The sequence below is a fragment of the Bdellovibrio sp. HCB337 genome, from assembly GCF_047302465.1.
Classification (GTDB): domain Bacteria; phylum Bdellovibrionota; class Bdellovibrionia; order Bdellovibrionales; family Bdellovibrionaceae; genus JACMRP01.
This window is the reverse complement of the sequence record NZ_CP178621.1, coordinates 3774303-3796514: the sequence shown is the minus strand read 5'-3', so window position 1 is coordinate 3796514 and position 22212 is coordinate 3774303. Positions and strand designations below refer to the sequence as shown.

The 22212-nt window shown below is 45.4% G+C and carries 25 protein-coding genes; 12 read left to right on the top strand and 13 right to left on the bottom strand.

Annotated elements, in window-relative coordinates; all coding sequences use genetic code 11:
- The first annotated feature begins 1 nt into the window (after nucleotide 1).
- Nucleotides 2–1330: a FliI/YscN family ATPase gene (locus ACLWBB_RS18280; protein ID WP_413289005.1), complete on the top strand. Its 1329-nt coding sequence runs from the start codon at nucleotides 2–4 to the stop codon at nucleotides 1328–1330.
- A 14-nt stretch (nucleotides 1331–1344) separates the two neighbouring features.
- Nucleotides 1345–1800, top strand: coding sequence for a flagellar export protein FliJ (gene fliJ / locus ACLWBB_RS18275; protein WP_413289004.1), 456 nt, complete (start codon nucleotides 1345–1347; stop codon nucleotides 1798–1800).
- Here the strand turns inward: fliJ and ACLWBB_RS18270 are convergent.
- Nucleotides 1797–2555, bottom strand: coding sequence for a substrate-binding periplasmic protein (locus ACLWBB_RS18270; RefSeq protein ID WP_413289003.1), 759 nt, complete (start codon nucleotides 2553–2555; stop codon nucleotides 1797–1799). The two genes, fliJ and ACLWBB_RS18270, sit on opposite strands and share 4 nt — an antisense overlap.
- Before the next feature lie 140 nt (nucleotides 2556–2695).
- Here ACLWBB_RS18270 and ACLWBB_RS18265 point away from each other — a divergent pair, with 140 nt between their 5' ends.
- From ACLWBB_RS18265 to ACLWBB_RS18235, 7 genes are all read left to right on the top strand, one after another.
- Nucleotides 2696–3271, top strand: coding sequence for a hypothetical protein (locus ACLWBB_RS18265; protein WP_413289002.1), 576 nt, complete (start codon nucleotides 2696–2698; stop codon nucleotides 3269–3271).
- A gap of 133 nt (nucleotides 3272–3404) precedes the next feature.
- Nucleotides 3405–4226 carry a MotE family protein gene (locus ACLWBB_RS18260; RefSeq protein ID WP_413289001.1) on the top strand — a complete coding sequence of 274 codons (822 nt, stop codon included), beginning with the start codon at nucleotides 3405–3407 and terminating at the stop codon, nucleotides 4224–4226.
- A 32-nt stretch (nucleotides 4227–4258) separates the two neighbouring features.
- Nucleotides 4259–6181, top strand: a complete 1923-nt coding sequence (locus ACLWBB_RS18255; protein ID WP_413289000.1) for a flagellar hook-length control protein FliK — start codon at nucleotides 4259–4261, stop codon at nucleotides 6179–6181.
- 22 nt (nucleotides 6182–6203) lie between these two features.
- On the top strand, nucleotides 6204–7247 hold the full coding sequence (locus ACLWBB_RS18250; RefSeq protein WP_413288999.1) for a flagellar hook assembly protein FlgD: 1044 nt from the start codon (nucleotides 6204–6206) through the stop codon (nucleotides 7245–7247).
- A 43-nt stretch (nucleotides 7248–7290) separates the two neighbouring features.
- Nucleotides 7291–7713 (top strand): TIGR02530 family flagellar biosynthesis protein, encoded by a 423-nt coding sequence (locus ACLWBB_RS18245; RefSeq protein ID WP_413288998.1) that lies wholly within the window; start codon nucleotides 7291–7293, stop codon nucleotides 7711–7713.
- A 133-nt stretch (nucleotides 7714–7846) separates the two neighbouring features.
- Nucleotides 7847–9130: a flagellar hook protein FlgE gene (locus ACLWBB_RS18240; protein WP_413288997.1), complete on the top strand. Its 1284-nt coding sequence runs from the start codon at nucleotides 7847–7849 to the stop codon at nucleotides 9128–9130.
- A gap of 77 nt (nucleotides 9131–9207) precedes the next feature.
- A complete protein-coding gene (locus ACLWBB_RS18235) occupies nucleotides 9208–9636 on the top strand; it encodes a hypothetical protein (RefSeq protein WP_413288996.1) in 429 nt (142 codons plus the stop codon).
- 300 nt (nucleotides 9637–9936) lie between these two features.
- Here the strand turns inward: ACLWBB_RS18235 and ACLWBB_RS18230 are convergent, their stop codons facing one another.
- The 3 genes from ACLWBB_RS18230 to ACLWBB_RS18220 are packed head-to-tail and all read right to left on the bottom strand — an operon-like array spanning nucleotide 9937 to nucleotide 12529.
- On the bottom strand, nucleotides 9937–10827 hold the full coding sequence (locus ACLWBB_RS18230; RefSeq protein ID WP_413288995.1) for a hypothetical protein: 891 nt from the start codon (nucleotides 10825–10827) through the stop codon (nucleotides 9937–9939).
- A 13-nt stretch (nucleotides 10828–10840) separates the two neighbouring features.
- The gene (locus tag ACLWBB_RS18225; RefSeq protein ID WP_413288994.1) at nucleotides 10841–11737 is read right to left on the bottom strand and encodes a hypothetical protein; all 897 of its coding nucleotides are present in this window, start codon (nucleotides 11735–11737) and stop codon (nucleotides 10841–10843) included.
- A gap of 3 nt (nucleotides 11738–11740) precedes the next feature.
- Nucleotides 11741–12529: a TIGR02147 family protein gene (locus tag ACLWBB_RS18220; protein ID WP_413288993.1), complete on the bottom strand. Its 789-nt coding sequence runs from the start codon at nucleotides 12527–12529 to the stop codon at nucleotides 11741–11743.
- Nucleotides 12530–12891: 362 nt separating this feature from the next.
- On the opposite strand from ACLWBB_RS18220, the gene ACLWBB_RS18215 reads away from it, so the two are divergent.
- On the top strand, nucleotides 12892–13788 hold the full coding sequence (locus ACLWBB_RS18215; protein ID WP_413288992.1) for a hypothetical protein: 897 nt from the start codon (nucleotides 12892–12894) through the stop codon (nucleotides 13786–13788).
- Here ACLWBB_RS18215 and ACLWBB_RS18210 read toward each other — a convergent pair.
- From ACLWBB_RS18210 to pfkA, 6 genes are all read right to left on the bottom strand, one after another.
- On the bottom strand, nucleotides 13785–14501 hold the full coding sequence (locus ACLWBB_RS18210) for an ABC transporter ATP-binding protein (protein ID WP_413288991.1): 717 nt from the start codon (nucleotides 14499–14501) through the stop codon (nucleotides 13785–13787). The genes ACLWBB_RS18215 and ACLWBB_RS18210 overlap by 4 nt on opposite strands.
- The gene (locus tag ACLWBB_RS18205) at nucleotides 14498–15268 is read right to left on the bottom strand and encodes an ABC transporter ATP-binding protein (RefSeq protein WP_413288990.1); all 771 of its coding nucleotides are present in this window, start codon (nucleotides 15266–15268) and stop codon (nucleotides 14498–14500) included. Before ACLWBB_RS18205 ends, ACLWBB_RS18210 begins: the two co-directional genes overlap by 4 nt.
- Nucleotides 15249–16220 (bottom strand): branched-chain amino acid ABC transporter permease, encoded by a 972-nt coding sequence (locus ACLWBB_RS18200; protein WP_413288989.1) that lies wholly within the window; start codon nucleotides 16218–16220, stop codon nucleotides 15249–15251. The genes ACLWBB_RS18205 and ACLWBB_RS18200 overlap by 20 nt, the downstream gene beginning before the upstream one ends.
- Entirely contained in the window at nucleotides 16220–17122 is a 903-nt protein-coding gene (locus ACLWBB_RS18195; protein WP_413288988.1) for a branched-chain amino acid ABC transporter permease, read from the bottom strand. Before ACLWBB_RS18195 ends, ACLWBB_RS18200 begins: the two co-directional genes overlap by 1 nt.
- A gap of 8 nt (nucleotides 17123–17130) precedes the next feature.
- A complete protein-coding gene (locus ACLWBB_RS18190; RefSeq protein ID WP_413288987.1) occupies nucleotides 17131–18252 on the bottom strand; it encodes an ABC transporter substrate-binding protein in 1122 nt (373 codons plus the stop codon).
- Between the two features lie 69 nt (nucleotides 18253–18321).
- On the bottom strand, nucleotides 18322–19290 hold the full coding sequence (gene pfkA / locus ACLWBB_RS18185; RefSeq protein ID WP_413288986.1) for a 6-phosphofructokinase: 969 nt from the start codon (nucleotides 19288–19290) through the stop codon (nucleotides 18322–18324).
- 116 nt (nucleotides 19291–19406) lie between these two features.
- Here pfkA and ACLWBB_RS18180 point away from each other — a divergent pair, with 116 nt between their 5' ends.
- Both ACLWBB_RS18180 and ACLWBB_RS18175 read left to right on the top strand, forming a co-directional pair.
- Nucleotides 19407–20000 carry a hypothetical protein gene (locus ACLWBB_RS18180; protein WP_413288985.1) on the top strand — a complete coding sequence of 198 codons (594 nt, stop codon included), beginning with the start codon at nucleotides 19407–19409 and terminating at the stop codon, nucleotides 19998–20000.
- Nucleotides 20000–20719 (top strand): matrixin family metalloprotease, encoded by a 720-nt coding sequence (locus ACLWBB_RS18175; protein WP_413288984.1) that lies wholly within the window; start codon nucleotides 20000–20002, stop codon nucleotides 20717–20719. Before ACLWBB_RS18180 ends, ACLWBB_RS18175 begins: the two co-directional genes overlap by 1 nt.
- A 62-nt stretch (nucleotides 20720–20781) precedes the next feature.
- On the opposite strand, the gene ACLWBB_RS18170 is transcribed toward ACLWBB_RS18175, so the two are convergent.
- From ACLWBB_RS18170 to ACLWBB_RS18160, 3 genes are all read right to left on the bottom strand, one after another.
- Complete coding sequence (locus ACLWBB_RS18170) at nucleotides 20782–21054, bottom strand: HU family DNA-binding protein (RefSeq protein ID WP_413288983.1); 273 nt, start codon at nucleotides 21052–21054, stop codon at nucleotides 20782–20784.
- Nucleotides 21055–21148: 94 nt separating this feature from the next.
- Nucleotides 21149–21379 carry a DNA gyrase inhibitor YacG gene (locus tag ACLWBB_RS18165; protein WP_413288982.1) on the bottom strand — a complete coding sequence of 77 codons (231 nt, stop codon included), beginning with the start codon at nucleotides 21377–21379 and terminating at the stop codon, nucleotides 21149–21151.
- A gap of 37 nt (nucleotides 21380–21416) precedes the next feature.
- On the bottom strand, nucleotides 21417–22160 hold the full coding sequence (locus ACLWBB_RS18160) for a hypothetical protein (protein WP_413288981.1): 744 nt from the start codon (nucleotides 22158–22160) through the stop codon (nucleotides 21417–21419).
- Between the last annotated feature and the right edge of the window lie 52 nt (nucleotides 22161–22212).

The window sequence follows — 22212 nt, the reverse complement described above, 5'->3', positions numbered from 1 at the left end:
AATGAGCGGTTACGAATTGAATCTGGAAAAATACACAGACCTTCTTGCCACCATCCATCTTACAAAAGATAGCGGTAAGGTGACGGAAGTGAATGGGATGATCATCAAAGGGTATTTGCCAGGAGCAAGTGTCGGCAGTATTTGCGAAATTACTCCGTCGGGGCTTGAACGTTCATTTTTAGCCGAAGTCGTAGGATTTAAAGACAAGAACGTTTTGATGATGCCACTCAGTGATATGCGTGGGGTCGCGTTGGGTTCTAAAATTGTTTTGGCTCGTCAAATTGCGACCGTCAAAGCTGGTGATGAGCTTTTAGGCCGTGTTGTGGATGGCTTGGGTCGTCCACTGGACAGTCACGGTGAGCTTGAAAACTTCAAAGAAATTCCGCTCTATAACGAAGTTCGTAATCCTTTAGAGAGAAGTCCTATTCGTCAGCCATTGGATGTCGGCGTTCGCGCGATCAATGGTCTTTTAACGACAGGACAAGGGCAGCGTATTGCGATCATGGCCGGTTCTGGTGTGGGTAAGTCCGTCCTTCTAGGGATGATGGCTCGCTATACAACTGCGGATGTGAACGTCATCGCGCTGGTCGGCGAGCGTGGCCGTGAGGTGCGTGAGTTTATCGAGCACGATTTGGGGCCTGAGGGCATGAAAAAGTCCGTGATTGTTTGCGTGACAAGTGATCAGAGCCCGCTTCTTCGTATGCGTGGTGCATTCGTAGCAACCGCAATTGCAGAATACTTCGCAGCTAAAGGTAAAAGTGTTCTTTTGATGATGGACTCTGTAACACGTTTTGCGATGGCGCAGAGGGAAATCGGTTTGAGTACTGGTGAGCCTCCTTCTTCAAAAGGTTACACGCCAAGCGTATTCTCGACATTGCCGAAACTCTTAGAACGTGCAGGATCTTTTGAAGGCGAAGGCAGCATCACTGGCTTCTATACCACATTGGTGGACGGTGATGATATGAACGATCCTATCGGGGACGCCGTTCGTTCTATCGTGGATGGCCATATTGTGTTGAGCCGTTCGATCGCACACAAAGGTCATTTCCCTGCAATTGATGTTTTGCAAAGCGCAAGCCGTGTTATGAGAAACGTCAGTTCTTCAGATCATGTGAAGATGGCGCAAAAGATCCGCGAGATTCTAGCGACCTATCGAGAGGCAGAAGATTTGATTAACATCGGTGCTTACAAAGCCGGGTCAAATCCACGCATTGATAAAGCTGTGAAGCTGATTGATGGCGTAAATCAGTTCCTAAAGCAACCAGTCGAGGACTCTACAAGTTTCAATCAGTGCCTGCGCCAAATGCAGGGCTTGGTTGCCAATTACTAATCTAAGAGCGGTGTATGAAATTTAAATTTCCTCTCCAGAAAGTTTTGGATCACCGTAAAATCAAAGAAGACTTGGCTCAAAAAGACTTTCAAGAAGCTTTGATGGTACTCACTGATCTTAAAAACAAATTGCAAGAGATGGAAACCTCCATTCACGATGCTCATCTTCGTATGGGCCTTTTGCAAAAGCAGGGGGGCGCACAAGGACCGGCGCTTACTCAGATTAATGACTTCATAAAGAACCAAAAAATCCTCATACAGCGCCAAATTGTAAAGATTCAACAGCAAGATAAGGTTGTTGAGGACAAGCGCGAACTGCTTCGTCAGGCCGCCATTGAAACCAAAATTATTGCTAAGTTCAAAGAAAAGAAGTTTGACGAGTACAAACACGAACGAGAGTCCGAAGAACAAAAAGAAATGGACGAGCAAAGTATTCTACGCTTCAAGCACATAGAAAAAAGAGGCTCTTAGTTCAAGCCGTACTTTGCGAGGCTTTTTTGATATTCTGGGTTCTTAGATAGCTGTTCTATCAAAGTTTTCATTCGGGCTTTGGAAATTTTCGATTTTTTGGACAATATCACTTTCAACTTAAAGCTGTGATCTGGTTTGCTCCCGATTCGAAAGAGAGACTTTTGTTCGGGGTGCTTTTGGAAATAAGTGTGCAAATAAGAGCGAGGCGCAATTCCAATATCAGCACGACCGCCCAGTACAAAGAGAACACTCGCCTCATAGCTGAATACGAAATGAAGCTGATAGTGTTTTTTCAATTGCTCTTCATCCGATTCCATCCCAGCAAATCGATAGTGATAGCCTTGAACGAGAACGAGGCGTTTGGTCTTCAAATTTTCAAAGTAATTCGCCTGTTCACTTTTCGATGTCAAAGCAAAGTAGACCTCTTCGTCTTTAAGGCCTAGCGGGATGCTAAAGTGTTCCACCTTATTCCATTGCCACGCAGGGTCTTCAAAGAAAACGGCTTCGATTTGTAATTCTTCAAACATCTTGTAACGACGTTGAGGACCCATCTCGGTAATGACGAATTCGTATTCGCTTTGCATCTTATTTAGAATTTCAAGAGTATCGATCGTCAGCCCTTTAGGTTTTCCATCTTGTAGCTCGTAGTACGGTGTAAAAATATATGCACCTACGGGAATACGAATTTTAGATTCTGCAAATAGAACCCAAGGAAGGAAAAAGATGGTTATGAAAATAGATGTTTTAAGAGTCATTTATTGCAAAACCATCATAGTCAGAGGCGGTATTGATAATAATGCAATGTAACGAGACTGGAACTTTTAATCAAGGGTATTTACAGACCTTGCCAAATTGAAGGAGACGATGTTAGTCGGTACCTGAGAGGGATGTTTATATGCAAAAAATTTTGGCGATGTTGTTTTTGAGTTTTCCTTTATTCGTACATGCTGGCAGTGTTTTCGATGGAAATTGGAGCACTCAAGATGGTTCGAAGCTTATTCCCATTGCTGAGTTCGACGGGTCCGTCACTTTGTCCACATCGACGTATTATAACAATGGTGCCTTGGTAACTTGGTTCTTTGAATTTAAGTTACCTCCGGGTGGTGATGCCAAAGTGGGTGAAGTGATCAACGGCCGCGTTCGTAGTATTGATGGATATTACAGCTGCGTATTTGATGAAAAGGCAAAGTTGCAATTGCAATCCGACGGAGCTTTGAAGATTCATTTCCCACTTTTGACATATCATCGTGAAACTCGTTCTGTGCGAGATCCTCGTCAAGGCCATTATCAAGAGCGCTATGTGAGCTGGGACGGATGGGGTTGGGTTGAAACTCGCTATTCGTTTCCGATCGACCACTACCGTGTGATTTCATCTGAATGTATCGTGGACCAGCGTAACTGGGTGACAAACATTCTTACTAAGACCAACGCTCCCTTCCCTCCGCTAATGCCAGAGCCACTTTCAAAGTAAAGTGGTCTAAAGTCCGGTGAATTAATTTCAAGGCCCCAAGATGTCAATTCTTGGGGCTTTTTTATTGAAGTATTTGGTCGAGTCCTGCGAGGAAATTTTGCGGTGATTCCACTCCGTCGATAAACTGTAAGTAATGAAAAACAGTGGATACGACCAATTCTTCAAAAATGCCCGCAAAGCCGCGACTGGTGGGGAAACAACAAAACCCTCTCGTCAGTTTTCTACTTCCAATGTTCACTTCGAACTTTCTGAAGCTGATATTGAAAAACAATTAAAACTTCGCATGGGTATGAAAACAAAACCTAAGAAAAAGAAGAAATCCATTCCATGGAAAATGGTCAGCGTTTCTTTTTTGGGTTTGCTAGTGACGGCATACGGAGTGCAAAACTATGAAGAAGTCGAACGCTATGTAAAACGCATTGAAATCTCATTCTTGGGAAGTGCATTTGCAGAGGAAGCACCGGCAAAGCCTGCGGCAGAGAAACCAGCTGCTGCAAAACTTGAAGGCACCGAAGTTGCGAAAGCAGATATTCCTGCTGAAGGAAAAAAATCTTTGTCGGATGAAGAAATTGATCATCTTTCAAAATTGAATGCGAGAAAAAAAGAACTCGATGAGCGTGAAGAAGAGTTAGCTCGTGCAGAACAAGAGCTGCAGGCGCAAAAAGAAGAACTTGATAAACGCCTCAAAGATCTTGAAGACGTACGTCGAGGCATCTCGAGCGTCCTTGAAGAGAAAGTAAAAGGTGACGATAAAAAAATCGACACCTTAGTCCAAATGTACTCGGACATGAAGCCTCCTCAGGCGGCTAAAGTCTTTGAGACAATGGACGAGGATTTAGCGGTGGATATACTTGGGCGTATGAAAAAGAAAAACGCCGCTGATATAATGAATTTGTTAAAACCTGAAAAGGCTCAAGTCCTTTCAGAGAAGTTTGCAGGCTATAAAAGAAAGTAAAACAGTCTTTTTCCAAGGAAGGAGGAAGGATTTTGTTACAATCAATTGTCGGACCCCCCTTAAAGGGTGTCGCCGACTTCAAGTCTTCGGAGAATCCACAAGCGGATTTAACGAAAGATGCGAAGAAAGCTGGGTCTGATTCCTTTGGCAGTATGTTGGATGCGAAAGTCGCTCCAAAAGCCAAAGAGCGGGAAGAGATGAAGCCCACAAGGGCGGATTCACCGAGAAGTCTTCGAGAGAAAGCACCACCAGAAAAAACTGAGAGGGTGGAACGAGAAGATAAACGGCGTCCTGAATCAGATGATAGAGCCGAAAAAGTGACGGCGACAAAAGGTAACGGGTCAGAAAAAAAAGTAAAAGGAAGCAGCCAGAGAGAAAACGCAATACTGAACTTCATGGACTCTTTCGAGAGTGAATTCGGTGTTCCTCCCACGCGAATCGTGGAAGCGATGGCAAACCTGAAACCCACAGACCAAGTAGACGCTCCTGAAGCGACTGCGGATCAAGTGATCGGTCAACTGGGCTTGGATGATCAACAAGAAGATCAAGCCAAGGAAATGTACATGGGTTTGCTGGCTCAACTGGCACAGATAGATAAAACTCCGCAGCCTCAGCAGAAGCCTATGGTGCAACCAGAAGCTATGTATGCAGGTTCGGCTATGACCGGAGCGGTTGCTCAAGAGCGTTTCACATCAGCGCAAGAAAAGCGTCAGGTGTTGAATAGTTCTTTGGATTCCATGAATCAAAAATTCTGGATGAAAGGGGGCGGTACGGCTCCTCAGGCGACAGGTACGGAATTGGCTGACAAGCTTGCGCAGATGAATATGCAAGAGAAGATGATGCAGCCACAAGGGCTTCAAATTGACGAAAGTCTTTTGAATACCCGCATGGCGGATCTTCAACAGCAGGCACCTGTCGCAGACTTGCAAAATCCTTTGCAAGGTCGTGAGCTGGCAGCAGAGTCTGAAGGCACCCAATCTCCGGAAGCAGCGTTAGCGGCACTGGTAGCAGCAGCACGTGCAGCTAAGAACAAAGCAGAGATGAAGGGGCTTGGAGCTCAAGAAGAGATGTCGTCAGAATTCGGCGATGCTACTTCGTTAGAGACTCAAGCGCCGACTCCAGAGGCTATGCAAGGTAAGGCTCTTCCAAAAGGAGAAGCTGCGGCTGTAATGATGACTCAGACTCCACAAAAGGGTTTTGAGTTTGGACAACAGCAGCAGCAAGAGGGCTTTAATCAATCAGCTCAGTCCAGTGCTAAAGGTGAAATCCAAGCCAAAACAAAAGATGGTGAGAAGCTGGATTTCAAAAAGTCTTTGGGCATGGAAGGTCTTTCGACACATCAATTGCCTTCATTGAAGCAAGAGGCAGCTCTTGGTGGCGCGGCAGCCGCAGCGGCAACTCAAGCCCCTGTGACGGCCAACAAAGCCGAGAACGAAGCTAACGTTCGCCAAATTATGAATCAGGCACAATACCTGATTAAAAAGGGCGGCGGTGAGATGAAGGTCGAGATGACTCCGGAAGGTCTTGGCAAAATCCATATGAAAGTCCTGGTTCAAGACGGCAAGGTGAATGTTCAGATGGCGGCAGACACTCAAGAGGCGAAGAAAACTCTCGAGAGCAGTCTTTCTGATCTGAAAAACAGCTTGGCGGCTCATAAACTTTCGATGGATCATGTTAAGATAGATGTTGTAGCCGGTACAAATGCCGACAACAGCACGCAAAACCAGATGAATCAAAACAATCCGGGTTCGCGTGAACAGACTCAGAAGTTTTGGAATAACTTCAACGAAAACTTTGGATCTCATCGTCAACAGAGAGATGGTTTCGCTGATGTACCAAACTTAAGAGGCTATGCACGTCCGAGAACGGATCAACCTTTGGAACCAATTCGTTCTGCAAGCGTGAACAAATACGCGGCAGCAGGAAAAGGCAAAGGGCTTGATTTAGTAGCGTGATCAACCTAAGGAAGGGTGAATTATGGGTACAATGGGAGTCAAGTTAGGAACGAAAGCCTTCGGTGACATTCAAGGGAGTGTGCCGTCGAGCGAGATTAATAACAAGACCAACAATTTATCCGTAGGTGACCAAGCCAAGTTTGGAGATCAGAGTGTCGGGGATGTTCTAAATAAATTGGCGGATCCGAATTGGGTGGATCCTGCCAAAAAATTGAGAACTGTCGGTAATGACAAACTCGATAAAGATGCTTTCTTCAAACTGATGATCGCACAAATGAAGAACCAAGATCCGACGAATCCGCTTAAGAGCCATGAGATGGCGGCACAGCTTGCCAACTTCTCTGGCCTCGAGCAAATGCAGAATATGAATTCGACTTTGACAGAGATGAAAAATGCTCAGCGCCCGCAAGAAAACTATCAAGCATTGAACTTGATCGGCAAAGCGGTGGCTGGCGACTCTTCCAAAGTGGCACGCTCTCAGGGTGACCGCGAGCACGAATTCAAATTCAATCTGCCAATGGATACAACGGATGTGAACGTAAAAGTTTTCAATGCTGAAGGTGAAGTGATTCGCTCTTATGACATGAAAAATCTGAAGAAGGGTGAGAACAAAATCACTTGGAACGGACAAGATGATAAGGGCACAACACAACACCCAGGCGAATATCGTTTTGCCGTCGAAGCAAAAGCTGGCGACAAGAAGGTTGCAGTGAAAACTGAGTTCGAAGGTGTGATCAGCGGGATCAATTATACGAATGAAGGACCTGTACTATTGGTTGGTAATCAGTCGATTCGCATGCGCGACGTTCGTAAGATTACAGACCCAAGCCTTATGAGTAACGACCAGAAAGTAACAGACGTTACTGCACAGGACTTGAAAATACAGGGTGACACAGACAAAACTAAAACAGAGGGGAATAAAGAGTCTGCGAAGGCAGCTCCTACGGCTCAAGCTACAAGTGCGGCGCAACCTGCTCCAGCAGCACCGATAGTAAAGAGCAACATCATGGATAACGTAGGATTGTCTCGAGAGATGATGGCAAGACTGGCAAAAGAAACCAGATAGTCATCTCCGGATTTTTTGAACCTCTGAGAACAGGAAAAGTAAAGTGGACTTAAAGAAGATACAGGGCTTAGACAGTTTGATGCCGATGCCCACCACGGGAGCCAAGAGCCCCGCAGGTAATGTCGGCGGCCCGTCCTTCCGCGATACTCTGGATAGTTTGGGTTCTTTACAAGGCCCCGCAAAACAGAGTGCAGCTTCGGTTGCCGCGAAAGATGGGATTAAGTTTTCAAACCATGCGATTGATAGAATGAGAACGCGTGGGATTACATTCAGTCCGGAAGATATTTCGAGATTGAGTGAGGCGGTAGGTAAAGCTGCTGCGAAAGGTTCTAAAGACTCGCTGATCTTGATGAATGATTCAGCATTGATCGTGAGTGTGAAGAACAATACGGTAGTGACGGTGATGGATAAGAATGCGCTCAAAGAGAACGTGTTCACAAACATCGACAGCACGATCGTTATGTAAAATTAGAAAACAGGCGAGTGGTCGAATATCACAAGCTTGAGAAAAATTAAATAATTAGGGCCGGACCTCATTGAGGGGGCCCTCCAAAATACGACGGATTCCGAATGAAGACGTCGAATGACATGGAGGTCATATGGGTATTCTTTCATCACTATACACAGGTGTATCGGGTATGGCTGCTCAGGGTGAAGCCCTGGGAGTAATCTCGGACAATATCGCGAATGCGAACACCACCGGTTTCAAAGCAAGCCGCGCAGAATTCCAAGACATCATTTCAAAAAACTTAAAAGGCATTCTTGGTGGTAACCAAGTAGGTCGCGGTGTTAAGATTGGTGCCGTAAATCCAATCCTTACTCAAGGTAACGTTGATGCGACTGAAAAAGTAACTGACTTGGCAGTATCTGGTGACGGTTACTTCAAGGTTCGTGGTTCTGACGGTGACTCTTTCACTCGTGATGGTTCTTTCCACTTCGACCGTGAAGGCTACTTGGTAACAAATGACAATCAACGTGTTCAAGGTTTCCAAGCTGATGAAAAAGGAAATATCTTGAACAAAATGGCTGATATCAAATTCCCTCGCGCTTTGATTCCAGCAAAAGGTACTGCTGAAATTAAAATGGATTTGAACTTAGATTCTCGTATGGAGCCAACTAAGAAGTTTGATGTGAAAGATCCATACTCTACTTCACACTACTCAACTGGCGTAGAGATGTATGACTCTCAAGGTAACAAACATTTGCTCAGCTTGTTCTTCAACAAAACGGCAGACAGACAATGGGAATACAAAGGTTTGGTTGACGGTAAAGAAGTAACTGGCGGCGAAGAAGGTTCATTGGCTGAAGTTTGTGCCGGTAAGTTAGAGTTTACTGTTGATGGTAAACTCGACAGCCAAGAGATGACAGAAGCTAATTTCAACTTCAAAGGTGGTGCTTTGCAGAACCAACAAGTGAAGTTGAACTTCGGTGACGCTATCAAAGCTGGCGGTAAAGGTCTTGATGGTACAAAACAGTACGGTAAGAACTCTGATTTGATCGGTTGGAACCAAGATGGTGCAGCTGCTGGTACGATCACTTCCTTGTCATTCAATGACGAAGGTAACTTGACAGCGGTTTACTCAAACGGTCAGGCGACAGATCTTGCTCAGATCGCTCTTGCGAAGTTCGAAAACCCAGAAGCTCTCTTCAAAGTTGGTAACAATCGTTTGAAAGAATCTAGAGATTCTGGTGGTCCTTCAATGGGTGCTCCTGGTTCTTCTGGTCGCGGTAAGTTGTTTGCGAAGTCTTTGGAGCGTTCTACGGTGGATTTGGCGACTGAGTTCGTAAATATGATCCAAAACCAACGTGGTTTCCAAGCCAACGCTAAAACGATCACAACGACAGATGAACTTCTGAACGAAGTGATCCAATTGAAGAGATAGTAGTTTAAATTAAGCTAACCATGTCAAACCCCTCGAGAGTGATGACTCGAGGGGTTTTTTTATGCTAGAACCAGGTCATGAAAACACAAGCCACTAAATATTTCGTCCTTTTATTCGCAGTTCTTTTTGTCGGTCTTACTGGTTGCACTAAGTACGCTATTAAAAACCGAGCTCTTGTTTTAGCTGTCGAGAAATACGATAGCGAAGTTCAAGACACTGCCAAAGCTCAATTTGTCGACAAAGAACAACAGAAGGTCTTTGTGGATTTCGCCAAATTGAACACAAAGCTGGATGTAGAATCTATCGACATCAAAAGCGACACTGAAGCAACAGCTCAACTTAAGATCACGACTTTTCCTAAAACCTTGGTTCCTGAACTCGCAGGCATTTCTGGCAAAGACTGGAAGAGCAAAGTCGACGCTGCTATGGAAACTAAGTCTTATACCTTGAAGCTTCAGAAAGCTGACGGCAGCTGGAAGCTTATTGAGCAGACCGAGAACAAGTAACTTCTCCGAACGCGGGATTTGTGACGGGCAGGGCTCAAAGCTTTTTGGGATCTTCCCTGCGGGGGACGGGCATCCGGCCCTCACGCAAGCGCCACGCCTTCGGCGTGGTTCGCGCCGTCCGGGCGCCGCTTGAGCCTCCTTAGGAAAGATCCCAAAAAGCTTTGAGCCCTGCCCGTCACAAATCGTCTTCGCAATATTAGTTTCGGTTTGCAGTTGCGCGAGCGCGTGGTGAGTTTTGAATATAAAAAAACCGAGCTTTTTTAGGGCTCGGTTTTTTTATGTATTGATTTAGCTAATTACTTACTCAGGGCAAGAAAGTTTTTTTGCGAGAGCCACTAGTTTTTGTGGTGGTTTATCAAGTCCAGAGGATCTGGTTTTGATATCTTTGCAGGCCTGTGCAAATCCGGGATCGCATTCCGCTTTCAGGTAACTGGTTTTGCTTGCCAAAAGAAAATCCATAAAAACATCTGACCGGACGTAGCCCGGGTAGTAGCCGATAATGGCGCTGCTCAAATGGCTATCTTGGCGCTCAGGGATCTCATCTGTATTGCAACTTCCAAAATGATAGCCATATGCTTCTAGCTTAACGATTGCAGGTAAGCAGTGTTGGTATGCAGCTAAAGACATTGCGGTGATTGGACGCATTGCTGACATTTCAGCGTGTCCCCAGTTTTCAATAGAAGCTTCTTCGCATTTACCAATTACTGTCATGAGACTTGAATGTGTTGGTTTTGATAACAGGCAGTCCAAGAAAACTTTGTAAAGCTGAGCAGAATAATCATAGGACGTGTCAACATAACCCAAAATTGGAAGAACTTCGTGCATGACGATTTTTGTCTTTTCGATTTCGGTTAACTTTGGCCACAGGGATTCTGAAATAAAAATCGACGGTGGATCTGCTTTTGGGGTGTTGCTTGCAACAACTTCTTGATCGGAGGTCGCACCAATGAAGACTCTTGGAGTTGTTTTCACGAGCGTTTGCTTTTTGCTGTTCATCCACATAGAAGCCAAGTCGTCTAATTGAGCGGTTGGGCATAGGGCAAGAGTATTTGTGATGTAATTGTGATGTTTCCAGAACTCTGCAAGAACAATGTTACCGCCGTGGGTTTCTTGTCCGTCCATTGCATCAAGAGCTGCGAAGCTTGTAGTTGTAGTCAAAAGAATTGCTAAAGACAAAATCCATTTTTTCATTGATTACATCCTTTTACTTAGTGCATGAGAGCTTTTTTGAGAGCTTCTCGAGTTTTTCTGTATCACCGGTACCGCGTGGATTTTTTATGCCTCGTTGGATTTCATAGCATGTTTTTTTGAATTTTGGATCGCATTCTGACGCCAAGTCGCTTGTCTTAAGTGACAGGAGGTAGTCCATAACCACTTCAGATCGCTCATTGCTTGGAAAGTATGCAAAGACAGCGATGTTGAAAAAGCTTTCAGTTACTCCGTAGGGGTTATAGTCGGCAAAACAACTGCTTAAACGGCGGCCGTACGACTGCAGTTTTAGAATTGCAGGTAAACACTGTTGCATAGCTGCTGTTGCCATTCCACTAGGACCCAATACTGCCATCTCGCTAGCACCCCAGCTATCAATAGCACTCTTGTTACAGCGGAAAATTTCAGTTGTGAGACTCCCACGAGTTGCTTTTGGAACTAGACATTTAAAATAAACTTCATAGAGCTGAGTCGAATAGTCATAAGCAGTATCAACATAACCCAAAATTGGAAGAACTTCGTGCATGACGATTTTTGTCTTTTCGATTTCGGTTAACTTTGGCCACAGGGATTCTGAAATAAAAATCGACGGTGGATCTGCTTTTGGGGTGTTGCTTGCAACAACTTCTTGGTCGAAGTTAGCACCAATAAAAACTCTCCAAGCTGATCTCACTTCTGCTTTTTGAGTGTTTTTCAGCCACAAAGTAGCCAAGTCGTTTGCTTGAGCAGTTGGACATTGTGCCAGAGTGCTAGTGATGAAGTTGTGGTGGTTCCAGAACTCAGAAAGTACAATGTTACCGCCGTGGGTTTCTTGTCCGTCCAGTGCTTCAAGAGCCGCGAAGCTCGTTGCTGTAGTCATCAGAATTGCTAAGGATAAAATCCATTTTTTCATTGATTACATCCTTTCCGTAAAGACTGGGTAAAGAGCCATCGACACGTTATAAACAGCATTTTGCCTTTTTTTAGATTTTTGTTCGCAAAGTCTGTTTATTTTCTGACGAGTCTTTTTCAAGAGACTTTTGATTTCAGGCAATTGATCTGTGCTTACAGCAACTGTCAAAGTTGTATTTTCTCTTTCATTCAAAGGATACTTCTCAATAGCATTTGCAGCCATCGCCAAGAAGACGCGTTGGATCGCTTTGAGGCTATCACAAGTGTACGGCAAATTCGTAGTCGTATTGTTTTTGCTGATAAGTTCGTAGTCACCAGAGTGAACACTCATCTTAATTAAATTCGCAGATGTCAGTTCGCGAAGACTTTTTTCGAGTTCTTCATTTGTCACGCCCATGCCTTCTGCTATCTTTGGCATTGTGCTCGCATTTACCTTCACGATCTGAAGGATTTCCAAAAGAACGAAATGCATCCACTGACTGGTTCTAGCCAGCTCTTCTTGAATGGGACGGAATGGAGTTTTCAAATTCAATTTGGCTTCGGTCTTGGTTTGCGTGATTGAAGATAAAACGCGAGAGCTTTCGTTGGCTTCTAATGCCAGTTTGTCGAGGAAGAGCTGAGCACCTTGTAGGGAAGGAACACGTTCTCCACGCAGAATCTTAGAAAGATTAGAGGGATCAACCTCTAGGTAGTGAGCAAATGCGCGTAGTGAGTATCTCTTATTTTTTTGTCGTCGGCGTTCAAACTCTTCGTTGAGTTTTAATACAAGTAGGTTGTCTTTTTCTGAATGCACCTTAATATTCCTTGGTTAGTTTCAACTAAAGATAAATTTGTGGAAATCTTTGCTCGTTTTTTGACATGGGAGCAAGAAAAAAATGTTTCGAGTTGTATCTTAATAGAACGCTCACCAGGTAAGAATTTCAAGGCGACACATCAGTCACAACTTGAGTCGTTTTGAGAGTGGTTGGAATGTGTCCATAATATTATTAGACCACATCCGTGGGGTCGCATATTTGACGGACACATTTTTTTCAACCAAGTGCTGTTAAAGTTTATTCACAAGTACCTCAGCAGGGAAAAAAACCGATGATATATATGATGAGGTTTTTCCTGATTTTAGCTCTGATATTCTTTCCCGCTTTGGGATGGGCTCACATGACGCCTTTTGCTTTCTGGAAGAAGCAATCTGGTACTATTGTTATTGTCATCACAAATACCGCGCAAACAACTTGGACTGTGCCTGCCGACTGGAATAGCAGTAACAACACGATAGAAGTTATTGGCGGTGGCGGTGGTGGTGGCGCCACAGACGGTTCTAATGGTCGTGGTGGCGGTGGCGGCGGAGCTTACGCCAAAAAAGTGAATCTTACTCTGACACCAAGTTCATCTGTGAATATCAATGTTGCCGATGGGGGAGCTGTGGGCTCTCCCGGCGAAGACACTTATGTGGTCGATACGACAACAGTCATGGCTAAGGGTGGGGGCGCCGGGGGACAAGGCACTACGGGAGGTGGTACCGCTGGTTCTGATACATCTTCTGTCGGCGATGTGAAGTACGCTGGAGGAGCTGGTGGTGCATTGATAACGGCAGGCTATGATGGTGGTGGTGGCGGCGGTGGCGCTGGCGGTCCCAACGGAGCTGGAAAAAATGGAGGCCGCGGAAATGACAAATCGGGCGGCGGTGGTGGTGGCGCCGGTGGTGGCAGTAGTGCTGCGGGCTCTGATGGAAATGCCAGTGAAAATGGTGGCAGTGGCGGTGCCAACTATCTGGGAACCGGTGGTGGAACTGGTGATGCCAATGCCGGCAACTCAGGAACCAACGGTGGTGGAGCTGCGGGTGGTGCTAGAAGCTACGGCGGTGGCGCCGGGGGTGCGGGCAGTGACGTAACTACGGGGACTGGTGCCGGTGGCGGCGGCGGTGGCGGCGGTGAGGGTTCAAGCTCTGGTGGCGGTACTGGCGGTCTCTATGGTGCTGGAGGCGGCGGCGGCGGTAGGTCGCAACCGGGAGGCGTTGGCGCTCAGGGTGTGATTGTAATCACTTACACCCCTTAAACCCCAAGATAGCTTTTACGAACTTCATCATTGCTAAGAAGACTTTGCCCAGTTCCACTCAGAGTAATCTTCCCAGTTTCCAAGACATAAGCGCGATGTGCAATTTTCAAAGCCTGATTGGCGTTCTGCTCAACCAAAAGAATTGTCATTCCTTCTGAGTTCAGCTTTTTCACAATCTCGAAAATTTGCGAAACGATTTTAGGAGCAAGTCCCAAAGAAGGCTCATCTAGAAGTAACAGTTTTGGTTTGCACATGATCGCTCGAGAAATAGCCAGCATTTGCTGCTCTCCGCCTGAAAGAGTGCCCGCAACTTGCTGAACACGTTCTTTTAGACGAGGAAAAAGACCAAAACAATATTCCAGATCTTGCTGAATGCCTTTTTTATCACTGCGGGAATAGGCGCCCATTTGCAGGTTTTCCAAAACCGTCAGGTTCTGAAAAATTCCGCGGCCTTCTGGAGACTGGGCTAAACCATGGTGAACACGCTTGTGAGCTGGGATCTGCAACAGAGACTTTCCTTCAAGCATAATATCGCCACGGGCTTCAGCAAGACCGCAAATTGCTCTGAGTGTCGTTGTTTTGCCGGCACCGTTGCTGCCGATCAAAGAAACAATTTCGCCTTCATTAATTTCAAAGCTAATGCCTTTAAGAGCATGAATGGCGCCGTAATAAACTTGCAGATCTTTGACGCTCATTAAGACTTTAGAACTCATGCCTCAACTCCCAGATATGCCTGAATCACTTTGTCAGAGGTTTGAATCTTCTGAGCAGGTCCTTCTTCGATCTTCACACCGTGGTCGATCACCGTGATATTTTCGCAAATACCCATTACCAACTTCATATCATGTTCAATCAACAGGATCGTTAGTTTGAAGTCCTTACGAACTTTCGCGATGGTTTCCATCAATTGATGGGTTTCAGAGTGATTCATTCCTGCTGCGGGCTCGTCCAGAAGAATGAGTTTTGGATCAGTTGCCATAGCGCGCACGATCTCAAGCTTGCGTTGTTCACCGTAAGGTAGTGAGCTCGCTTTTTCGTGTGCCTTCTTTTCAAGGTGGAAGATATTCAGCAACGACATCGCTTTGTCTGTCATCAAGCGTTCTTCGGTCTTAAATTTCCGAGTCAGCATTACAGAATCGAGCAGTCCATAAGTGATATGTTGATGAGTCGCAATTAAAACATTCTCCAAAACGGTGAGGTTTTTAAAAAGACGAATATTCTGAAACGTTCTCGTCATGCCAAGATGGCAGATCTCAAAAGGCTTTTTGCCGCACAGGTTTTCGCCTTTTAACAGAACTTCACCTTTAGTTGGGAGGTAAACCCCAGTCAGCATATTAAAAACAGTGGTTTTACCAGCACCGTTAGGGCCGATCAGTCCTGCCAATTGGCCTTCGGGAATCGAGAACGAAAGAGAGTCCACGGCTTTCAGACCACCAAATTGCATGGTGATGCTTTTCACTTCAAGCAGATTTGCGGACATATTTTCTCCAGAGGTCGGTGATTTCGTGTTCGCCGAAAATGCCTTGCGGACGCAGGATCATGACAAGAATCAAAAGCAAAGAATAAATAACCATACGTAAATCAACGCCGGTCAGATCTTGTAACGAGCGAAGAGCTTCAGGCATTGCCGTGATAAAAATCGCGGCGGTGATAGAGCCGGTCATACTGCCCATTCCACCCAAGACTACCATGATGATCGCATTCACGCTCATCAAGAATGTGAAAGAGGATGGGCTGATATAGTTCGTAACATGGGCAAACAAAGCGCCAGCAACACCAGCAAAGAAACTTGAAAGGACGAACGCGCGAACTTTCATTTTAGTGGTGTCGATGCCCATGGCTTCAGCAGCAATTTCGTCTTCACGTACGCTTAAGAATCCGCGGCCATGGCTGCTCTTGATCAGTCTCCAGATCACAAAGAAGCAGACCAAGGCCCACAGGATTGCATATGTATAACTCACAAAAAAATTGGGCAGGGATGGAATCCCCGAGATTCCGCGCGGTCCACCGAGCGCATTGATATTCAAGAGGGCGACGCGGATGATTTCGCCAAAACCCAAGGTCACGATCGCAAGATAGTCACCTTTGAGGCGCAAAGACGGAAGACCTACAAGGTATCCCGCGAAGGCCGCAAGTAATCCACCGGCAATAGTTGTAAAACCGATGCCGATAAAAGCAAATGCACCCGAGAAGAGCGGTGATTGAGTGCTTAAGAAGGCAGAAACATAGGCGCCGATCGCCATAAAGCCCGCATGGCCTAAAGAGAACTGTCCGGTATAGCCGTTCACTAAGTTTAAGCTCATCGCTAGAATTGAATTCACGACAGTGAAAAGCACCAAGAGCTGAATATAAGGATTCACACCAAATTGAAAGATCGCACCCACAGCCAATAAGATTGCCAGAGAGTACAGAGGAGCTTTGAAAGTTTGCATTAGACTTTCTCCACGCTGTATTTACCAAGAAGGCCTGCGGGCTTAAAGATCAGGATCACAATCAAAATCCCGAAGGCCAAAGCATCGCGATAAGTACTTGAGAGATAGGCGACAACCATTTCTTCCGACAGACCCATGATCAGGGCGCCAAGAACGGCTCCTTGAACGTTGCCGATACCGCCAAGGACGGCCGCAACAAAGGCCTTCAATCCAATCATCATTCCCATCAAAGGATCGATCTTAGGATACTTCATGCCGACAAGGATGCTTCCGACAGCGGCCAAACAAGACCCTAAGATGAAAGTGAAAGCGATAATACGGTTAGTATTTACTCCGAGCATGGAAGCCACAGGAGCATTATTACTGACGGCTCTCATAGCGCGGCCCATTTTTGTTTTTTGAATGATGAAATTCAAAAGAACCATGGCCACAAGGCTGACTCCGAGAACGGTGACATCGGAAGATTTTAAATCGATGCCACCGAAACTGCTGATCACAAAATCTTTCATGACTTCAGGAAAAACTTTAGGATCGGCGCCAAATACAACTTGGCCAGTGTATTCCAGGAACAAACTCACACCGATTGCTGTGATTAACACATTCAATTTTGGAGAGTCTCTGAGGGGTCGATAGGCAAAGCGCTCAATAGCCAAGCCCAAAAGACTGCAAACAACCATTGCGATCACGAGTAAGATCACAAATGTAGAAAAGCCCGGAGAATTCTCCAGGCCCATCCATTTTGCTGCATAATATGCGGTAAACGCGCCCACCATGTAAACGTCTGCGTGGGCGAAGTTGATCATCTTCATGATTCCATAAACCATCGTATAACCTAAAGCGATCAAAGCGTAGATACTGCCAAGGCTAATTCCGTTAATCAGATGCTGTATGAAATCCTGCATGAAAATCCTTATGGAGCAATTGTCGTGATGAACTTACGCTCAGGTCCTTGAACTTGAACCACCACAGCGCTCTTCACGGCATTACGTTCAGCGTTGATAGTGATTTTACCTGTCACCGCTGGGAAGTCAGCAGTTTTTGCAAGCTCTTCACGGATGGCTTTCGGAGTTACTTCTTTAGCGCGTCCGATAGCTGCAGCTAAAACTTTTGCAGCGTCATAGCCAAGAGCAGCCATTGCATCAGGAGTTTCATTGTACTTCTCTTTGAATTTTTTGATGAACTCTACAACTGCAGGATCTGTAGATTCAGTTGTGTAGTGATTAGAGTAGTAGTTACCGTTGATAGCTTCTTTACCAATCTCATGAAGCTTAGATGAATCCCATCCGTCGCCGCCCAAAAGTGGAGATTTGATTCCCAATTGACGAGCTTGTTGAGCAATCAGACCCACTTCTGTGTAGTAACCAGGAATGAAGATCACATCTGGGTTTTTAGAACGGATTTGTGTCAATTGAGCTTTGAAGTCGATGTCACCGCTTTGGAAGCTAAGGTCCGCAGTGATTTCACCACCCATTTTTTTGAATTCTTCAGAGAACACATCTGCCAAACCAACAGAGTAGTCAGATTTTACGTCACGAAGAATAGCTGCTTTTTTCGCTTTCAAGTTTTGGTTGGCGAATTTCGCCATCACGAAACCTTGGAAAGGATCGATGAAGCAGATACGGAAGATATAATCTCCCACTTGAGTAACAGTTGGGTTTGTAGAAGCGTGGGTCAACATTGGAACTTGATACTTTTGCGCAATCGGAGCTGCAGCTTTTGAACGGCTGCTGGCAACTTCACCGATGATTGCAACAACGTTGTCTTGAGTGATCAAACGAGTCACAGCACTTGCTGCCTCTTCGTTTTTACCCTGGTCATCGACAGTAATAAGTTTTACTTTCTTACCATTGATGCCGCCTGCTGCGTTGATCTCGTCAAAAGCCATACGCAAGCCTTTGTTCGTTGAAAGACCGAAAGTCGCATCACTTCCAGTAAGTGATCCGAATTCACCAATTAGGATTTCGTTGCTCTTTTTTGTGCAGGCGCCCAGCAAAGGCAAAACCGCAAGTAGCGTGACTAAAATTTTCTTCATTTTATAGACTCCTCTTCAATATGCAGATGATTGCAACCGTCAGGAGTCCGGTCAATTTTTATTTACATTTTAGATGGATAAAGCAGTGGCCAAATTGATCAGATCCATCGACGTTTTTTTCTCAGTCTTCACAACTTGTTCTAAAGACATGGTAACCAGTTGCGGACCCTCTGTTCCGATCATGATGTCACTTTGTCCTTTGACCAAAGCCTCTACAGCAGCGGCTCCCATGCGGGAGGCCAAAACACGATCGATAGCTGTGGGGCTGCCACCTCTCTGTAAGTGGCCCAAGATGCACACTTTGGCGTCTAATCCTGATTTTTTGCGGATCGCTTCTGCCAGATCATAGGCGCGTCCCGGTTTTTGTCCCTCGGCCGCGATGATAATAGAGCTCGTTTTTCCTCTTTGCATAGAGTCTTTGATTCTATCCACAGCCTTTTCAACAGTGGTGTTCGCGTCAGGTGTGAAGATTTCTTCCGCTCCACCAGCAAGGCCCACGTAAGAGGCAATGTGGCCCGAGTTTCTGCCCATCACTTCGACAATGAACAGACGATCGTGACTTGCTGCTGTATCGCGAATCTTATCAATCGCATCCAGCGCGGTGTTTACGGCCGTGTCAAACCCAATCGTATTGTCAGAGCCATAGATATCATTGTCGATGGTGCCAGGGATGCCGACAACTGGGATTTTGTGTTCTTCCCACAAAGCATGAGCCCCTTTGAAAGAGCCATCTCCACCAATACAAACCAAGCCTTCGATTCCAAGAGCTTTCAAATTATCAGCGGCTTTTTTACGGAATTCTGCTTTCATGAACTCAGCAGAGCGGCCGGTTTTTAAAACTGTTCCGCCTCTTTGAATGATGTTGGCAACATCGCGTGGCTGCAGAAGAGAAATCTTTCCTTCAATCATGCCGCTATAGCCTTGGTAGATTCCATAGACTTCTATTTTCTTTGAAACTCCCATACGGACTACTGCTCGAATCGCAGCGTTCATCCCAGGAGCATCACCGCCAGATGTATATACGCCAATTTTTTTCATGAAGAATTCCTTGCTGTTCAGAGACTAACACGAAAGTTCAGTAAAAAAAAAGAACACAGTGACGATCTCAGCGCGCCAGATCTAGAATGTGTGCAGTGCATGAAAGGTGAATTTCCATGAAGTTTTTGGTGATGGCTTTTGCTCTGGCATTTTCTGTTCCCGTATTTGCCTTCAAAAACGGCGCTTTTTACGGTGGCGTTGGCTATTTTTCTCAAAATTCTCTTAACAAGACCACATCGGATGTGACCGGGAAAGCCAGTCTGTTTGGGACCGCCAGCTATCCGCTGAGCATGAAATATGATTTTGATCTTATGAGTGATTGGTATGGGGCTGCGCGCTTGCATTTTACACCGGTGCCACGCGCATCTGCGGGCGATTCCGCAAAAACCACGATGATGCATTTGTCTTTCCCGGTCGGAAAAAACTTTGCATCCAATTGGGAGTGGTTTGTTGGCCCAGGCGTGATTCGCTATGAAACCAAAGGTAAGGGCGGGATTGTGACCTTGAACAATGGGGGCAGTACTGCAGACTTTGCTCTTCCTGGCAGAACATCCACAGCTCAAAATGTAACTTTGAATACGGGTGTCGCTTCGAACTTTGGCAGCTCAAGAATTGGCTTTGATCTTGTGACAGAAGGTGCATTTTCAGAGAAGCGCAGCATGAGTTTAATGTTCAGTTACGATTATCGATTTAACGGGGGAGGCTTCTAGTGAAGAAGGTTCTTGCAGCGACTATTTTGTGTTTTTGGCCAATGACAAGTTCCGCGTTCACTTTGGTCGTCGAGGACTCTGAATATCGAGGTTGGGAAAACCCAGAAATCACTTTCAATGTGAACACGTCGAATTGCCCAGCTTCTGTGGATGTTCCAGGGCTTATCAATGAAGCAGCTTCAGTGTGGAACAATATTGCAACAAGCCGAGTGAAAGTTTCCTACAGTGGTTCTACCACCAGCACAGCGGCGGCAAATCCAGTAACCATTTATTGTGAAACTAATTTTAGTGGATACGGAGATGTAGATAGCGTTCCAGCAGTGGCAGGACCGGGATCGATCGGCCACTATGCAGTCGTCGGAATAATGCGTCTGAACGCGTCCGCAGGAGCCGCTAACATCTCCAGATTTAACCGCGAGTTGTTGTTGGTGATCATTGCGCACGAAATGGGTCACGTTTTAGGTTTGGGGCATTCTCAAGATCCGAGTGCGTTGATGTATTACAACGCCGGAGCGAAAACCAATTTTGCTTTGGCGCAGGATGATATTGATGGAATGACTTATCTGTATCCGCGCGATGAGCTTGGTGATGACAAGATGATGGGGTGTGGACTGGTTGCGAGCACTTCGCCAAAGCCGCCTAGCGGAGGCCTGTTGGCAATCTTCGCGGTGCTTATGTTATTGCCTTTGTCGGTTTACACAAAATTGAGATTTACTTAAGTAAACGCAAAAAAAAAGGATCACTTTCGTGATCCTTTTTTCAAACTTAGTTCAGTAAAAAATTACTTAACCATTGATTTGAATTCAGCGCCAGCGCGGAATTTTGGAGCCCAAGAAGCTGGGATTTTGATCGCTTTACCAGTTTGTGGGTTGCGACCAGTGCGAGCTTTACGTTTAGCTTTAGTGAAAGTACCGAAGCCAACAAGTTTTACATCGTCACCTTTTTTTACTGTTTTTTTGATGTTCTCGATAGCGCAATCAAGAATAGTTTCTGCTTGTGCTTTAGAAACTTTTGTTTCAGTAGCGATCTTCTCGATCAATTGAGCTTTATTCATTTTGACTCCTCATTGTGTCAATGTTGTTACTCTTCCTCTAATGAGCACAATGAAAAAACAAAAACAGGATTTCGTCAACACCAAAAAGTGAAGTCTATTGATAATTGTCAGAGTCTTCTTCTGGAATTTCTAATTCACTAGAGACTGAACTCTGTTCTACAGGAATGCGATAAGACTCGTCGGCCCACTGGCCGAGATCAATCATGCGGCATCTTTCAGAGCAAAAAGGACGAAAAGGATTTTCAACAGAATAGAACGCCAAACGCCCACATTGTGGGCACTTGATTTTTCTTTGAGTCGGTTTTTTCGCTTTAGAATCGTTCATATTTAAGAATCTTTTATTCTTACGTAAAAATTCTTACTTAGTATCCAAAAGGTTGAGTGAGTCCGCAATCTGCGGTGTTACAACGAACGAAGCGACCTGTGATAATTACCTCGCCGCGGTAAGCGATGCGGTAATTAAACGAAGGATCTTCAAGTTTTCCTTGAGCAATTTGGATCTGGATCAAACTTCTGTTAGCAGTTGTGTAGAAGTCGCCGTATCCGCGTGCTTCAAAACCTTGATAGTTGTTTGTTACAGAAACTGTCATGTTAAGTTGCAATGGATTTCGAACAGCGCCAGGGTTGCCAACAACTGGAAGACCTAACATTGCACCCGCAAGCTGTCCTGCAGAAGGCAAAGAATAGTAATAGTTGTAGTTCTGGTTCGTGCGCGGTTTTGCACGGAAAGTAACTTGTATAGCATTTGTTTGCGTATTTGGAGCTTGCATCACAACATCGAATGCGCCAGACATCCACGCGCTGCAGTCCGCAAGACCACCATTTGAGTGATTGCGATCACAGACACCCATGGCGTCTTTTAAGAAGTTACGAAGACCACTTCCTGTTGGAGAAAGAGTACGGTCGTGCCAGTTTTCAGAATAAAAACCAACGGATCCAGTGTTTGTGACAACACCGTTACCATTCGTGCAGTAACCATTTTGGAAAACAGTTCCAACAGGGCAGTTGATAACAGCATTATTGCCATTGTTCGGTTTCTCGTCAGCGCAAGCGACAAGAAGCGCGGAAACTACAAAACCTGCAAATAGAATGATGTACTTCTTCATAAGTTCCTCTTTATTAAGAGAGCCTTTTGTTAATAAGGTTCCTCATTTGAAG